The sequence below is a fragment of the Salmonella sp. K21076 genome (assembly GCF_039650795.1).
Taxonomy (GTDB): domain Bacteria; phylum Pseudomonadota; class Gammaproteobacteria; order Enterobacterales; family Enterobacteriaceae; genus Salmonella; species Salmonella enterica.
In genome coordinates, this window is record NZ_JBCLYA010000048.1 from 1 (window position 1) to 16,497 (window position 16,497).

Annotated in this window: 13 protein-coding genes; 9 read left to right on the top strand and 4 right to left on the bottom strand. The window is 53.6% G+C overall.

The annotated features are described in order from the left end of the window. Positions 1-410: 410 nt before the first annotated feature. On the bottom strand, positions 411-848 hold the full coding sequence (locus tag AAYN39_RS16750; protein WP_000973251.1) for an acetyltransferase: 438 nt from the start codon (positions 846-848) through the stop codon (positions 411-413). Positions 849-1,004: 156 nt separating this feature from the next. On the opposite strand from AAYN39_RS16750, the gene metA reads away from it, so the two are divergent. The 4 genes from metA (at position 1,005) to aceK (ending at position 7,022) form a co-directional block, all read left to right on the top strand. Next, positions 1,005-1,934: a homoserine O-succinyltransferase gene (gene metA, locus AAYN39_RS16755; protein ID WP_001122765.1), complete on the top strand. Its 930-nt coding sequence runs from the start codon at positions 1,005-1,007 to the stop codon at positions 1,932-1,934. 268 nt (positions 1,935-2,202) lie between these two features. Next, positions 2,203-3,804 (top strand): malate synthase A, encoded by a 1,602-nt coding sequence (gene aceB, locus AAYN39_RS16760; RefSeq protein WP_001069374.1) that lies wholly within the window; start codon positions 2,203-2,205, stop codon positions 3,802-3,804. A 31-nt stretch (positions 3,805-3,835) separates the two neighbouring features. Next, positions 3,836-5,140: an isocitrate lyase gene (aceA, locus tag AAYN39_RS16765; protein WP_000857886.1), complete on the top strand. Its 1,305-nt coding sequence runs from the start codon at positions 3,836-3,838 to the stop codon at positions 5,138-5,140. 100 nt (positions 5,141-5,240) lie between these two features. Next, positions 5,241-7,022, top strand: coding sequence for a bifunctional isocitrate dehydrogenase kinase/phosphatase (gene aceK / locus AAYN39_RS16770; protein WP_001137261.1), 1,782 nt, complete (start codon positions 5,241-5,243; stop codon positions 7,020-7,022). A 44-nt stretch (positions 7,023-7,066) separates the two neighbouring features. Here aceK and iclR read toward each other — a convergent pair whose 3' ends face one another. Beyond that, positions 7,067-7,891 (bottom strand): glyoxylate bypass operon transcriptional repressor IclR, encoded by an 825-nt coding sequence (gene iclR / locus AAYN39_RS16775; protein WP_000226433.1) that lies wholly within the window; start codon positions 7,889-7,891, stop codon positions 7,067-7,069. 303 nt (positions 7,892-8,194) lie between these two features. Between iclR and metH the strand changes: the two genes are divergently transcribed. Both metH and AAYN39_RS16785 read left to right on the top strand, forming a co-directional pair. Then, positions 8,195-11,878: a methionine synthase gene (metH, locus tag AAYN39_RS16780; RefSeq protein ID WP_000095967.1), complete on the top strand. Its 3,684-nt coding sequence runs from the start codon at positions 8,195-8,197 to the stop codon at positions 11,876-11,878. A gap of 256 nt (positions 11,879-12,134) precedes the next feature. Continuing rightward, positions 12,135-13,766 carry a Na/Pi cotransporter family protein gene (locus tag AAYN39_RS16785; protein ID WP_000956807.1) on the top strand — a complete coding sequence of 544 codons (1,632 nt, stop codon included), beginning with the start codon at positions 12,135-12,137 and terminating at the stop codon, positions 13,764-13,766. An 89-nt stretch (positions 13,767-13,855) separates the two neighbouring features. Here AAYN39_RS16785 and pepE read toward each other — a convergent pair whose 3' ends face one another. Beyond that, positions 13,856-14,545 carry a dipeptidase PepE gene (gene pepE, locus AAYN39_RS16790; protein WP_000421788.1) on the bottom strand — a complete coding sequence of 230 codons (690 nt, stop codon included), beginning with the start codon at positions 14,543-14,545 and terminating at the stop codon, positions 13,856-13,858. A 71-nt stretch (positions 14,546-14,616) separates the two neighbouring features. Between pepE and AAYN39_RS16795 the strand changes: the two genes are divergently transcribed. Genes AAYN39_RS16795 through rluF form a run of 3 tightly spaced genes read left to right on the top strand, consistent with a single transcriptional unit; the run spans position 14,617 to position 16,208 of the window. Then, positions 14,617-14,718, top strand: coding sequence for a hypothetical protein (locus AAYN39_RS16795; RefSeq protein ID WP_010989276.1), 102 nt, complete (start codon positions 14,617-14,619; stop codon positions 14,716-14,718). A gap of 34 nt (positions 14,719-14,752) precedes the next feature. Continuing rightward, complete coding sequence (locus AAYN39_RS16800) at positions 14,753-15,292, top strand: DUF2058 domain-containing protein (RefSeq protein ID WP_001096724.1); 540 nt, start codon at positions 14,753-14,755, stop codon at positions 15,290-15,292. 46 nt (positions 15,293-15,338) lie between these two features. Further along, a complete protein-coding gene (rluF, locus tag AAYN39_RS16805) occupies positions 15,339-16,208 on the top strand; it encodes a 23S rRNA pseudouridine(2604) synthase RluF (RefSeq protein ID WP_000954615.1) in 870 nt (289 codons plus the stop codon). Here the strand turns inward: rluF and AAYN39_RS16810 are convergent. After that, complete coding sequence (locus tag AAYN39_RS16810; RefSeq protein WP_001207628.1) at positions 16,205-16,477, bottom strand: DUF3811 domain-containing protein; 273 nt, start codon at positions 16,475-16,477, stop codon at positions 16,205-16,207. The genes rluF and AAYN39_RS16810 overlap by 4 nt on opposite strands. Between the last annotated feature and the right edge of the window lie 20 nt (positions 16,478-16,497).

A 16,497-nucleotide genomic window follows, 5' to 3' on the forward strand; every position in this document is an offset into this window, starting at 1 on the left:
CCGAACTCAGAAGTGAAACGCCGTAGCGCCGATGGTAGTGTGGGGTCTCCCCATGCGAGAGTAGGGAACTGCCAGGCATCAAATTAAGCAAAAGGCTCAGTCGAAAGACTGGGCCTTTTGTTTTATCTGTGGTCTGCCGGTGAGCACTCTCCTGAGGAGGACAAATCCGCCGGGAGCGGATTTGAACGTTGCGCAGTAACGGCCCGTAGGGTGGCGGGCAGCACGCCCGCCATAAACTGCCAGGCATCAGACAAGTGAAGAAGCCCATCCTGACGGACGGGCTTTTTTGCGTGTGTGGTAACTGATAAAAATGTAGGCCTGATAAGCGCAGCGCCATCAGGCAACCTGCACCGCCGGATGGCGGCTTCGCCTTATCCGGCCTGCATGCACTTATCAGGCAGCGCCACTACTCACGGATAAATTAAATTCAACAATGGATACGGTTTCCCAAGATCGTCGACCTCCGAACGTCCCGTCACCTTGAATCCCATTTTCTTATAAAATCCAACAGCTTGTGTATTTTGCTCGTTAACATTGGTTGTCAATCCCGGCGCCAGTGTTAACGCATGTTCAACCAGCATCTTACCGATACCCTGACCACGCACGTCCGGATCGATAAACAGAGCATCCATATGCTCACCGGTAAGCAGCATAAACCCTACCGGCTCATCCTGATCGGTCACGGCAACCCATAGTGGCGCTTCTGGCAGAAAATCGCTCACCAGTTCTTCCAGTTCGGCCCGATAAGCGTTTGACAGAAAATCGTGCGTGGCATCGACTGAGCGACGCCAGATCGCAATCAGTTTTTCCCCTTCCTCACGCCTTGAACGACGAATGTTAATCATCATCTTCACTCCTTTTTTGCTTACTTCTATTCTAATGCAAATGCTGTCGTGAAACTTTCTCACCTTGAACTTGCAGACTCGACATTCGCCTGATTTCTGAGTATCTTCAGCTATCTGGATGTCTAAACGTTTAAACGTATATCGTGAGGTTATCAGGTTATGCCGATTCGCGTGCTGGACGAGCTACCCGCCGTCAATTTTTTACGTGAGGAGAATGTCTTCGTCATGACGACTTCTCGCGCATCAGGTCAGGAAATTCGCCCGCTAAAGGTACTTATCCTTAACCTGATGCCGAAGAAGATTGAAACGGAAAATCAGTTTCTGCGTTTGCTATCGAACTCGCCATTGCAGGTCGATATTCAACTACTGCGGATAGATGCCCGCGAGTCGAGGAACACGCCAGCCGAGCATCTGAACAACTTTTACTGTAACTTCGACGATATCTGCGATCAGAACTTTGATGGGCTTATCGTGACCGGAGCGCCGCTGGGTCTGGTGGAGTTTAATGACGTGGCTTACTGGCCGCAGATTAGGCAGGTGCTGGAATGGGCGAAAGATCACGTTACTTCGACGCTATTTGTCTGTTGGGCCGTTCAGGCCGCACTCAATATTCTTTATGGTATCCCTAAGCAGACCCGTACAGATAAACTTTCCGGCGTCTATGAACATCACATTCTTCATCCACATGCTCTGTTAACGCGTGGTTTTGATGATTCGTTTCTTGCGCCACACTCACGCTATGCCGATTTCCCGGCGGCGCTAATACGGGATTATACGGATCTTGAAATTCTGGCCGAAACAGAAGAAGGGGATGCGTACCTGTTTGCCAGCAAAGATAAACGTATTGCGTTTGTCACCGGTCATCCTGAATATGACGCTCATACGTTAGCGGGGGAATATTTTCGTGACGTTGAGGCCGGGTTAAATCCGGAGATTCCGTACAACTATTTCCCGAAAAACGATCCGCAAAGCATACCGCGCACAACCTGGCGCAGCCACGGCAATTTACTGTTTACTAACTGGCTCAACTATTATGTCTACCAGATTACGCCATATGATCTGCGTCACATGAATCCAACCCTGGATTAATCTTCTGCTTCTGACAATCCTAAAGCGTTTCAGCATGTTGAATCAGGCACCTTCGGGTGCCTTTTTTATTTCCGAAACGCACCTCATCATGTAATTAAATTTAATTTATATTGTTATCAATAGGTTAATGTGTAATTAAATTAAAAATGGAAATTGTTTTTGATTTTGAAATTTAATTGAGTAGTCTTAGTTGTGTTGAACGAAAAGCGCACAGTGATCCTTCGTTCGCATTGGGGATGTATCTGGATCAACAACGAGGAGCTGCATGATGAATCCACAGGCAACCACAACTGATGAATTAACCTTTACCAGGCCGCAAGGCGAGCTGGAAAAGCAAGTCCTGACCGCTGAGGCAGTCGAGTTTTTGACGGAGTTAGTCACCCGTTTTACGCCAAAACGCAATAAACTCCTGGCTGCACGTATCCAGCAACAGCAGGATATTGATAACGGTAAGTTGCCTGATTTTATTTCGGAAACCACTTCCATTAGAGAAAGTAATTGGCAGATTCGTGGTATTCCGGCGGATTTACAGGATCGCCGAGTAGAAATTACCGGGCCGGTTGAACGTAAAATGGTGATTAATGCCCTGAACGCAAATGTGAAAGTGTTTATGGCGGATTTTGAAGACTCGCTGGCGCCGGACTGGAATAAAGTTATTGATGGTCAAATCAACCTGCGTGATGCGGTGAACGGCACCATTAGCTATACCAACGAAGCCGGAAAAATCTATCAGCTCAAGCCCGATCCGGCCGTATTGATTTGTCGTGTACGCGGTCTACATCTGCCAGAAAAACATGTTACCTGGCGGGGGGAAGCCATTCCCGGCAGCCTGTTTGATTTTGCTCTGTACTTTTTCCACAACTACAAAGCGCTGCTCGCTAAAGGTAGCGGCCCGTATTTTTACCTGCCGAAAACGCAAGCCTGGCAGGAGGCAGCCTGGTGGAGTGAAGTTTTCAGCTACGCCGAAGACCGCTTCAATCTACCGCGCGGTACGATCAAAGCGACCCTGTTGATTGAAACGCTGCCTGCTGTTTTCCAGATGGATGAGATTCTTCATGCGTTGCGTGATCATATCGTCGGTCTCAACTGTGGTCGCTGGGATTATATTTTCAGCTATATCAAAACGTTGAAAAATCACCCGGATCGCGTCCTGCCGGACAGGCAGGTGGTAACGATGGACAAACCGTTTCTGAGTGCCTACTCGCGCCTGCTGATCAAAACCTGTCACAAGCGCGGCGCGTTCGCGATGGGCGGTATGGCGGCGTTTATCCCGAGCAAAGACGTTGAACGCAATAATCAGGTCCTTGCCAAAGTGAAAGCGGATAAAGCGCTGGAAGCGAACAACGGCCACGACGGCACGTGGATTGCGCATCCCGGGTTGGCGGATACGGCAATGGCCGTCTTTAACGAGGTACTGGGCGAGTACAAAAATCAGCTGTTCATTACCCGTGATGAAGATGCGCCGATTACCGCTGAGCAGTTACTGGAGCCATGTGAAGGCGAACGCACAGAAGCGGGAATGCGCGCCAATATTCGCGTGGCAGTGCAGTACATTGAAGCGTGGATCCCCGGCAATGGCTGTGTACCGATTTACGGTCTGATGGAGGATGCCGCGACGGCGGAAATCTCACGAACCTCTATCTGGCAGTGGATTCACCATGAGAAAACACTGAGCAATGGAAAACCCGTAACGAAAGCGCTTTTCCGCGAAATGTTGGCGGAAGAGATGCGGGTAATCCAGGACGAACTGGGCGAGCACCGCTACAGCAGCGGGCGCTTCGACGATGCCGCACGTCTGATGGAGCAAATCACCACATCAGATGACTTAATCGACTTCCTCACCCTGCCGGGCTATCGCTTACTGGCTTAATTCACCACATAACAATATGGAGCATCTGCACATGAAAACCCGTACTCAACAAATCGAAGAATTACAGAAAGAGTGGACACAACCGCGCTGGGAAGGCATCACCCGCCCGTACAGCGCGGAGGAGGTGGTGAAATTACGCGGCTCGGTTAACCCGGAATGCACGCTGGCGCAGCTCGGCGCCGCGAAAATGTGGCGGCTGTTGCACGGTGAAGCGAAAAAAGGCTATATCAACAGCCTGGGCGCGCTGACTGGCGGTCAGGCGCTGCAGCAGGCGAAAGCCGGTATTGAGGCGATTTATCTTTCAGGCTGGCAGGTGGTGGCAGATGCCAACCTGGCATCCAGCATGTATCCGGATCAATCGTTGTACCCGGCAAACTCTGTTCCGGCGGTAGTGGATCGGATCAACAACACTTTCCGTCGTGCAGATCAGATCCAGTGGGCATCCGGTATTGAACCCAACGATCCGCGCTATGTGGATTACTTCCTGCCGATCGTTGCTGATGCGGAAGCCGGTTTTGGCGGCGTTCTGAATGCCTTCGAACTGATGAAATCGATGATTGAAGCCGGTGCAGCGGCCGTTCACTTCGAAGATCAGCTGGCGTCGGTGAAGAAATGCGGCCATATGGGCGGCAAGGTGCTGGTCCCCACGCAGGAGGCGATTCAGAAACTGGTTGCTGCGCGTCTGGCCGCTGATGTGATGGGCGTCCCGACGCTGGTGATTGCGCGTACCGATGCGGATGCGGCAGATCTGATCACCTCCGACTGCGATCCCTATGACAGCGGTTTTATTACCGGCGAACGCACCAGCGAAGGTTTTTACCGCACCCATGCGGGCATTGAGCAGGCGATCAGCCGCGGTCTGGCGTATGCCCCGTATGCCGATCTGGTATGGTGCGAAACTTCTACGCCGGATCTCGAACTGGCGCGTCGTTTTGCCGATGCTATCCACGCGAAGTATCCGGGCAAACTGCTGGCCTATAACTGTTCGCCATCCTTCAACTGGCAGAAGAATCTGGACGACAAGACCATTGCCAGCTTCCAGCAGCAGTTGTCGGACATGGGTTACAAATACCAGTTTATTACCCTGGCGGGCATCCACAGCATGTGGTTCAACATGTTCGACCTGGCGCATGCATACGCTCAGGGTGAGGGCATGAAACACTATGTTGAGAAGGTTCAACAACCCGAGTTCGCCGCAGCGAAAGACGGTTACACCTTTGTTTCCCACCAGCAGGAAGTGGGTACTGGTTACTTCGACAAAGTCACCACCATTATTCAGGGCGGCGCGTCATCCGTTACCGCGTTAACGGGTTCCACCGAAGAATCGCAGTTTTGATTGATGCCCGGTGGCGCTGCGCTTACCGGGCCTACAGATAGCGTAGGCCGGATAAGCGAACGCGCCATCCGGCATGATGTGGTGCCGGATGAGGGAAAAAATGCCGCGTGGCCTGGAATTACTGATTGCTCAAACCATCCTGCAAGGCTTTGACGCGCAGTATGGTCGATTTCTGGAAGTGACTTCCGGCGCGCAGCAGCGTTTTGAACAGGCCGACTGGCACGCCGTCCAGCAGGCGATGAAAAGCCGTATCCACCTCTATGATCATCATGTGGGTCTGGTGGTGGAGCAACTGCGCTGTATTACCGATGGCAAAAGTACCGACGCGGATTTCCTTTTACGCGTTAAAGAGCATTACACCCGGCTGTTGCCGGATTACCCGCGCTTCGAGATTGCGGAGAGCTTTTTCAACTCCGTTTATTGCCGGTTATTTGACCACCGCTCGTTAACACCCGAGCGGTTGTTTATTTTCAGTTCGCAACCGGAGCGTCGCTTCCGTACTATCCCGCGCCCGCTGGCCAAAGACTTCTTTCCCGATCACGGTTGGGAGCCGCTGTTGATGCGCATACTCAGTGACTTACCGCTGTGTCTACCCTGGCAGAATAAAAGCCGGGATATCCGCTATATTATCGCGCACCTGACTGAAACACTGGGCGAGGACGCGCTACCTCGCTGCCATGTCCAGGTGGCGAACGAGTTGTTTTACCGTAATAAAGCGGCCTGGCTGGTAGGTAAATTAACCACACCTGACGGTACGCTGCCGTTTTTATTGCCGATTCATCGCACTGATGAGGGGGAACTGTTTGTCGATACCTGCCTGACCACCACGGCAGAAGCGAGCATTGTGTTTGGTTTTGCCCGCTCTTATTTTATGGTGTATGCGCCGCTGCCTGCCGCGCTGGTTGAGTGGTTGCGTGAAATCCTGCCGGGTAAAACCACTGCCGAACTGTATATGGCGATTGGCTGCCAGAAACATGCGAAAACCGAAAGCTACCGCGAATATTTATGTTATCTGGCTGAAAGCGATGAGAAATTCATTGAGGCGCCTGGAATCCGCGGCATGGTGATGCTGGTATTTACCCTGCCAGGCTTCGACCGGGTATTTAAAATCATTAAAGACAAATTCGCCCCGCAGAAAGAGATGTCTGCCGCCCATGTGCGTGCCTGTTATCAACTGGTAAAAGAGCATGATCGCGTCGGTCGTATGGCGGATACCCAGGAGTTTGAGAATTTCGTACTGGATAAACGGCAAATCGATCCGGCGCTGATGGCGCTGTTACGACAAGAAGCGCCAGAGAAGATTACCGATCTTGGGGAACATATCGTCATTCGCCATCTCTATATTGAACGTCGCATGGTGCCGCTCAATATCTGGCTGGAACAGGTAGAAGGCCAGCAGTTGCGCGATGCGATAGAAGAATATGGTAATGCGATTCGCCAGCTTGCCGCCGCTAATATTTTCCCCGGCGATATGTTGTTTAAAAACTTTGGCGTTACCCGTCATGGTCGCGTGGTGTTCTACGACTACGATGAAATTTGCTACATGACGGAAGTGAATTTCCGCGATATTCCGCCAGCGCGTTATCCGGAAGACGAACTGGCCAGCGAACCCTGGTATAGCGTCTCGCCGGGTGATGTTTTCCCGGAGGAGTTTCGCCACTGGCTGTGTGCCGATCCGCGTATCGGGCCATTGTTTGAAGAGATGCATGCCGACCTGTTTCGCGCCGATTACTGGCGCGCGCTACAGACGCGTATTAAAGAAGGGCATGTAGAAGATGTGTATGCCTATCGTCGCCGCCAGCGCTTTAGCGTGCGTTATGAAACCGACCGTAGGCCGGATAAGGCCTTTGCGCCGCCATCCGGCAATGTACGCCGTGCCTGATGGCGCTGCGCTTATCAGGCCTACAAATCAGTTCCAACCCTTGCTTATCTAAACCCACCATAGGCCAGCGTCACCTCTTTCGCCGCTTTAATCACCATGGCGCCAAGTTCGGTGACGCGATCGTCGGTAATGCGTGAGCAGGGGCCGGAAATAGAGAGGGCCGCAAACGGTTCGCGGTGTTCGTCATAAATACACGAGGCCACGCAGCGCAGACCGAGCGCATGTTCTTCGTCGTCAAAGGAATAGCCGCGCTTGCGTGTTTGGGCGAGGTCATCTTTCAGATGCAGCGGCGACACCAGCGTCGCATGGGTATAAGCGTGCAACCCCTTGCGGTGCAGCAGACTGGTAACCTGTTCCTCACTGAGCTGTGATAAAAACGCCTTGCCCGCGCCAGAGGCGTGCATGGGCAGCTTGCCGCCAATAGGGGCGGACATGCGCATCAATTGTGTGCACTGCACCTGGTCGATAATAATAGCCTGATGGTCGCTCTGGTCGAGTACGGCAAGGTTTACCGTTTCGCCGGAGTCCTCCATCAGCTTGCGCAAAATCGGATGGACAATCGCCAGCAGATTACGGCTCTGTAAGAAGCTGCTACCGACGATAAACGCGTGTGCGCCTACGGCCCAGTGGCCCAGCTCACCAACCTGGCGGACAAAACCCTGTTGCTGCATGGTGGTGAGTAGACGGTGAGTCGTGGAATTAGGCAAACCCGCCTGTTGCGCCAGTTCGGTCAGCGCGACGCTGCCGTTGGACTCGGCAATCCACTCCAGCAGCTTCAGACCGCGAGTTAAAGACTGAACCTGCCCGGTTACGGGTGCAGTGGTAGCGGCAGGTTTTCTCCCGCGTTTTGCGGGAACAGGGGCAACCATGGCAGACTCCTTTTTCTGTATCGTGGAAATCATTTTCGTTTTATTCAATTATAATGCAAGAGTTCCTGAACTGATCGGATGAGTGACATCACAGGATGCCCGATGGCGCTGCGCTTATCAGGCCTACGCTTTGGGAGCCGCCAAAGTAATTTGTAGACTGATAAGGCGCTTGCGCCGCCATCCGGCAAAGCGACAGAAGTGGGTGGCAAGCTGAACATGTCTCATGTTGCCCGTTGTTCTCTTTTCCGCCAGCACGCTTTGTGCCAGTATGGCTCGTTACGTGGAGCGTTGTCGGGAGCGAGTGTGAGCAGCAAAGTTGAACAACTGCGTGCGCAGTTAAATGAACGTATTCTGGTGCTGGACGGCGGTATGGGCACCATGATCCAGAGCTATCGTCTACATGAAGAAGATTTCCGCGGGGAGCGCTTTGCCGACTGGCCCTGCGACCTGAAAGGCAACAATGACCTGCTGGTCCTCAGCAAGCCGGAGGTGATCGCCGCTATCCACAACGCCTACTTTGAGGCTGGCGCGGATATCATCGAAACCAACACCTTTAACTCGACAACCATTGCGATGGCGGATTACCGGATGGAATCCCTGTCGGCGGAAATTAACTATGCGGCGGCCAAACTGGCGCGCGCCTGCGCCGATGAATGGACGGCGCGAACACCAGAAAAACCACGCTTTGTTGCGGGCGTGCTTGGTCCAACTAACCGCACGGCCTCCATTTCGCCGGACGTCAACGACCCGGCGTTTCGTAATATCACCTTCGATCAGCTGGTGGCGGCCTACCGTGAATCCACCAAAGCGCTGGTGGAAGGCGGGGCGGACCTGATCCTGATTGAAACTGTCTTCGACACCCTCAACGCCAAAGCGGCGGTGTTTGCGGTGAAAGAAGAGTTTGAAGCGCTGGGCGTTGATCTGCCGATCATGATTTCCGGCACCATCACCGACGCCTCTGGCCGTACGCTTTCCGGCCAGACGACCGAAGCCTTTTATAACTCGCTGCGCCACGCCGAGGCGCTCACTTTTGGCCTTAACTGCGCGCTGGGGCCAGATGAACTGCGCCAGTACGTCCAGGAACTGTCGCGGATTGCCGAATGCTACGTCACCGCGCACCCGAACGCCGGCCTGCCGAACGCTTTCGGCGAGTACGACCTCGACGCCGACACCATGGCGAAACAGATTCGCGAATGGGCGGAAGCGGGCTTCCTGAATATCGTTGGCGGCTGCTGCGGCACCACGCCGGAGCATATTGCGGCGATGAGCCGCGCCGTTGCCGGTTTGTCGCCGCGCCAGCTGCCGGATATCCCGGTGGCCTGCCGCCTTTCCGGCCTGGAGCCGCTGAACATTGGTGACGATAGCCTGTTTGTCAACGTCGGCGAACGTACTAACGTCACCGGCTCGGCCAAATTTAAACGCTTGATCAAAGAAGAGAAATACAGCGAAGCGCTGGATGTCGCCCGTCAGCAGGTCGAAAGCGGCGCGCAGATTATTGATATCAATATGGATGAGGGGATGCTCGACGCCGAAGCGGCGATGGTGCGTTTCCTCAGCCTGATTGCCGGTGAGCCGGACATTGCCCGTGTACCAATCATGATTGACTCCTCCAAATGGGAGGTTATCGAAAAAGGGCTGAAGTGCATTCAGGGTAAAGGCATCGTCAACTCTATTTCGATGAAAGAGGGCGTGGAAGCCTTTATTCATCATGCGAAGTTGCTACGTCGCTACGGCGCCGCAGTGGTGGTGATGGCTTTTGATGAGCAGGGGCAGGCCGACACCCGCGAACGTAAAATCGAGATTTGCCGCCGCGCTTACAAAATTTTGCTCGAAGAGGTAGGCTTTCCGCCGGAAGACATCATCTTCGACCCGAATATCTTCGCCGTCGCCACCGGTATTGAAGAGCACAACAACTACGCGCAGGACTTTATCGGCGCTTGTGAAGACATCAAACGCGAGCTGCCGCACGCGCTGATCTCCGGCGGCGTGTCTAACGTGTCCTTCTCGTTTCGCGGCAACGACCCGGTACGTGAGGCTATCCACGCGGTATTCCTCTACTACGCCATCCGCAACGGCATGGACATGGGCATCGTCAACGCCGGGCAACTGGCGATTTATGACAACCTGCCTGCCGAACTGCGCGATGCAGTTGAAGATGTCATTCTTAACCGTCGCGATGACGGCACCGAGCGTTTGCTGGATTTGGCGGAGAAATATCGCGGCAGCAAAACCGACGAGGCTGCCAGTGCCCAGCAGGCGGAATGGCGTAGCTGGGACGTGAAAAAGCGTCTCGAATACTCGCTGGTGAAAGGCATTACCGAGTTTATCGAACAGGATACCGAAGAAGCCCGTCAGCAGGCCGCCCGCCCGATTGAGGTGATTGAAGGGCCGCTGATGGACGGCATGAACGTGGTCGGCGACCTGTTCGGCGAAGGGAAAATGTTCCTGCCGCAGGTGGTGAAATCCGCTCGCGTGATGAAACAAGCGGTGGCCTACCTGGAGCCGTTTATTGAAGCCAGCAAAGAAAAAGGCTCCAGCAACGGCAAGATGGTGATTGCCACCGTGAAGGGCGATGTGCACGACATTGGCAAGAACATTGTCGGCGTGGTGCTGCAATGCAACAACTACGAAATCGTCGATCTTGGCGTGATGGTGCCAGCGGAGAAAATCCTCAGAACGGCGCGTGAAGTGAATGCCGATCTGATTGGTCTTTCCGGGCTTATCACCCCGTCGCTGGACGAAATGGTCAACGTGGCGAAAGAGATGGAGCGTCAGGGCTTTACTATCCCGCTACTGATCGGCGGCGCAACCACTTCGAAAGCGCATACGGCGGTGAAAATCGAGCAGAACTACAGCGGTCCGACGGTCTACGTGCAGAATGCTTCGCGTACCGTGGGCGTGGTGGCGGCGCTACTCTCCGACACCCAGCGTGATGACTTTGTCGCCCGTACCCGCAAAGAGTACGAAACCGTGCGTATTCAGCACGCCCGCAAAAAACCGCGCACGCCGCCGGTCACGCTGGAAGCGGCGCGCGATAATGATCTGGCATTTGATTGGGAACGCTACACCCCGCCGGTAGCCCACCGTCTGGGCGTGCAGGAGGTGGAAGCCAGCATCGAAACGCTGCGCAACTACATCGACTGGACGCCGTTCTTTATGACCTGGTCGCTGGCCGGCAAATACCCGCGCATTCTGGAAGATGAGGTGGTGGGCGTTGAGGCGCAGCGTCTGTTTAAAGACGCCAATGATATGCTGGATAAACTGAGCGCCGAGAAACTGTTGAATCCGCGTGGCGTGGTGGGCCTGTTCCCGGCGAACCGTGTGGGTGACGACATCGAAATCTATCGCGACGAAACCAGTACTCATGTTCTGACGGTCAGCCACCACCTGCGCCAGCAGACCGAGAAAGTTGGTTTTGCTAACTACTGTCTGGCGGATTTTGTCGCGCCGAAACTGAGCGGCAAAGCGGACTACATCGGTGCTTTCGCGGTGACCGGCGGTCTGAAGGAGGATGCGCTGGCGGACGCCTTCGAAGCGCAACACGACGACTATAACAAGATCATGGTGAAAGCGATTGCCGACCGTCTGGCGGAAGCGTTTGCCGAGTATCTGCATGAGCGTGTACGTAAGGTTTACTGGGGATATGCGCCGAACGAGAGCCTGAGTAACGACGAATTAATCCGCGAAAACTACCAGGGGATTCGCCCGGCGCCGGGTTATCCTGCCTGCCCGGAACATACCGAAAAAGGCACTATCTGGCAGCTACTGGATGTCGAAAAACACACCGGGATGAAGCTCACCGAATCTTTCGCCATGTGGCCTGGCGCGTCGGTCTCCGGCTGGTACTTCAGCCATCCTGAGAGCAAATACTTCGCGGTAGCGCAGATCCAACGCGATCAGGTGACAGATTATGCTTTCCGTAAAGGAATGAGCGTTGAGGACGTTGAGCGGTGGCTCGCGCCGAACCTGGGTTACGATGCGGACTGATTCATAAAATCGTCACTTTTCCTTACAACATACAAGGCACTCATTGGGTGCCTTGTCTCTTTCTTACAATTAAACCCTTATACTGAAGGAAGGCTCTACGCTGAATTTGCCGGATGGCGGCGTAAACGCCTTATCCAGCATGTATGGTAAGCCTGGTGGCGTGCAACGCCACCAGGCCTTAACGCTGTGCGCCATCAGGCAATTTATCGCAAGTGAGCTTCAGGAAAACGTATAACGATAAGGAGAACCTGACGCCGTGTTAACTTTGCTCCATCTACTTTCTGCCGTTGCGCTGTTGGTATGGGGAACACATATCGTTCGTACTGGCGTAATGCGCGTGTTTGGCGCGCGTCTACGCACTGTCCTCAGCCGCAGCGTGGAAAAGAAACCGCTCGCCTTTTGTGCGGGTATCGGTGTTACCGCGCTGGTACAAAGCAGTAACGCCACCACTTTATTGGTAACGTCGTTTGTCGCCCAGGATCTTGTCGCCCTGACGCCAGCTCTGGTGATTGTGCTGGGCGCCGATGTGGGTACTGCGCTAATGGCGCGTATTCTCACCTTTGATTTGTCGTGGCTATCGCCGCTGCTGATTTTTATTGGCGTGATTTTCTTTTTGGGACGTAAGCAGTCCCGCGCCGGGCAGCTGGGTCGCGTCGGTATCGGGCTTGGCCTGATTCTACTGGCGCTGGAGCTGATTGTGCAGGCAGTGACGCCGATCACTCAAGCTAATGGCGTGCAGGTCATTTTCGCGTCGCTGACGGGCGACATTATGCTGGATGCGCTGATTGGCGCGATGTTCGCTATTATCAGTTATTCCAGCCTGGCGGCGGTGTTGCTGACGGCGACCCTGACGGCGGCGGGGATTATATCGTTCCCGGTGGCGTTGTGCCTGGTCATCGGCGCCAATCTGGGATCGGGCCTGTTGGCGATGCTCAACAACAGCGCCGCCAATGCTGCCGCGCGTCGCGTAGCGCTCGGCAGCCTATTGTTCAAATTGATCGGCAGCCTGGTCATCCTGCCGTTTGTCCATCCGCTGGCGAATTTGATGGATGAGCTACCGCTACCGAAATCAGAGCTGGTGATCTATTTCCACGTTTTCTATAACCTGGTGCGCTGCCTGGCGATGGTGCCATTTGCCGAGCTGATGGCGCGTTTTTGTAAACGAATTATTCGTGATGAGCCTGAACTGGATACCCATCTGAAGCCGAAACATCTGGATGTCAGCGCGCTGGATACGCCAACGCTGGCGCTGGCTAATGCTGCCCGTGAGGTGTTGCGCATTGGCGATGCGATGGAACAGATGATGGAAGGGCTAAAAAAGGTCATGCACGGCGAACCGCGTGAAGAGAAAGCGCTGCGCAAGCTGGCGGATGACGTTAACGTGCTCTACACCGCGATTAAGCTTTATCTGGCGCGAATGCCGAAAGACGAGCTGGCGGCGGAGGAGTCCCGCCGGTGGGCGGAGATTATTGAGATGGCCCTGAACCTCGAACAGGCGTCGGATATTATCGAGCGAATGGGCAGTGAGATTGCCGACAAGTCGCTGGCGGCGCGTCGGGCATTTTCAGAAGAAGGATTGAAAGAGCTGGATGCGCTTTACGATCAACTGCTCAGTAATCTGCAACTGGCGATGTCGGTCTTTTTCTCCGGCGATGTCACCAGCGCCCGTCGGTTGCGCCGCAGTAAACATCGCTTCCGTATACTTAATCGCCGATGCTCACATGCGCATGTCGACCGCCTGCACCAGCAGAACGTGCAAAGTATTGAAACCAGCTCGCTCCATTTAGGGCTGCTGGGCGATATGAAGCGTCTTAACTCACTGTTCTGTTCGGTCGCCTATAGCGTACTGGAACAGCCGGATCAGGACGAGGAACGGGGCGAGTATTAAGTGAAATGCCGGATGGCGGTGTAAACGTCTTCCGGCCTACGGAAAACATGCGCGTAGGCCCGCCATTCGGCATTCAATGTGGCCTGGGATTAAAAGCGATGACCCGCTTCCAGCGCCACGGCCTCTTCGCCCGCTTTAAACACCCAGGTGGTATTCGGGCCGCCGAGAACCGCTTGGCCGTTGCTCACCTGAATCCAGTTGCCTTCCGGCAAACCAATCACTGTCAGTTCCGGCGCGACCACCAGCAGTTCGCGAATATGCTGCTCGCGGGTCTCGCCCTTATGACCCTCCGGCAAGGCGTTAGTGAAGTGAGGATTAATTTGCAGCGGGAACAGATCCAGCGCGTCGAAACCGTTTGGATCGACGATCGGCATATCGTTGGTCGTGCGGATAGTCGGGCAGGCAAGGTTGGCGCCCGCGCTCCAGCCGATATACAGCGCGCCGCGTTTTACCCTGTCCGCCACCGGCGCCAGCAGCCCGCGTTCACGCGATTCTTTCAGTAGCTGGAAGGTATTTCCGCCGCCGACAATAACGATTTCCGCTTTCTCAATCGCCGCAAGCGGATCGGCGACACGATGAATCCCTGTGACGTTTATCCCTAATGGCGCAAGCACCTCTGCGGTTTTATCCGTGTACTCGTCCCATGTTTGCGTGACGCCGGCAAACGGAATAAACACGGCTGAGCGTCGACCGTTCAACTGATTCGCTATCAGCGGCAGAGCGTGTTCCAGCCAGGCTTTACCCGGCAGCGTCGAGTTACTTAATAAAAGCAGTTCCATTATTTCTCCACCTCATCAGGAAATGTCAAAACGTAATAATGCTACCATTATCCATTTAATGTCTTACTGATATGGCTCATGATGTTGCGCGTGTTACAGGCAACGCGCGGTCGCTAAAAGTGACGCCAGGCCAGATCTGCCATCTGGTATCGCCTGAAAAATTACAGGTATAATCCGCAAAATTATTTAACACGTTTAGAGACGAAAATGGCAAAACTGACCTTACAAGAGCAACTGCTACAAGCGGGATTAGTGACCAGCAAAAAAATGGCCAAAGTCCAACGCACGGCTAAAAAATCACGCGTTCAGGCTCGTGAGGCCAGAGAAGCGGTGGAAGAAAATAAAAAGGCGCAACTTGAGCGTGATAAACAACTCAGTGAACAGCAAAAACAAGCGGTTTTAGCGAAAGAGTTTAAAGCTCAGGTTAAGCAACTTATTGAAATGAATAGAATCAATGTATCTAAAGGCGATATTGGTTTTAACTTCACCGATAATAACGTCATCAAAAAAATAGACGTGGATAAGCTTACCCAGACACAACTGATTAATGGGCGTCTCGCGATTGCGCGTCTGGTTATCAATAACAGCGGTGAATGTGAATATGCGATTATTCCCGCGAGCGTCGCCGATAAAATCGCACAACGAGATGCGGACAGTATTGTCGTAAACAGTGCGCTGAGTCAGGAAGAGCAGGACGAAGATGATCCGTATGCCGATTTTAAAGTTCCTGACGATTTGATGTGGTAAGTCACATTCCCAACGTTTATGTAGAAAAATTTCTCAGAGAGTAAATATGCTGACCGACACATCTACCCGGCTTAATAAATATATCAGTGAAAGCGGCATCTGTTCGCGTCGCGAGGCGGACCGTTTTATCGAACAGGGCAATGTCTTTATCAACGGCAAACGCGCCGCCATTGGCGATCAGGTGGTCGCCGGGGATGTTGTTAAAGTAAATGGTCGGTTGATTGAGCCGCGAGAAGCGGATGATTTAGTGCTGATTGCGCTGAATAAACCGGTTGGCATTGTCAGTACCACTGAAGACGGCGAACGCGACAATATTGTCGATTTTGTGAACCACAGCAAACGTATCTTCCCGATTGGTCGTCTGGATAAAGACTCGCAGGGGCTGATATTTCTGACTAACCACGGCGATCTGGTCAATAAGATTCTGCGTGCCGGTAACGATCACGAAAAAGAGTATCTGGTGACGGTGGATAAACCGATTACCGACGAGTTTATTCGCGGTATGGGCGCTGGCGTGCCGATTCTGGGTACCGTCACCAAAAAATGTAAGGTGAAAAAAGAGGCGCCGTTTGTCTTTCGCATTACCCTGGTGCAGGGATTAAACCGTCAGATCCGTCGTATGTGTGAATACTTTGGTTATGAAGTGACGAAACTGGAGCGTACGCGCATTATGAACGTCAGCCTGAGCGGGATTCCGCTGGGCGAGTGGCGCGATCTGACGGACGATGAGCTGATCGATCTGTTTAAATTGATTGAGGGTTCCTCTTCCGAAGCCAAACCAAAGGCCAAAGCGAAGCCGAAGACCGCGGGTATTAAGCGACCGGTCGTGGCGATCGAAAAAAGCAATGAGAAAGCGCGCCCGGCATCAAGCGGTAAGCGCTTTACCTCGCCGGGACGAAAGAAGAAAGGACGTTAACGTCTGCCGCGCGTCGGCGTATTCGCCGACCAGGAGAATGACGCTTCCGTATCGGGTTTATACGCCTGCTTTTTCTTCAACTGGCGGGCTTTTTTCGCTTCAGCCTCACGCAGCGCCATCAGCTTATCGATGTACTCCTTTTTTACGCTGTTGGTCTCAGAATTGGTCAGCGGACGCCCGTGCGCAATACGGGCGCGGTCCAGCAACGTTTTCAGTTCGCGCTGTTCGCGCTCGGTCATCTCTTTTTGGGTAATGCGGGGGAGTGCCATACGGGTGCCCTCAGTTAGCC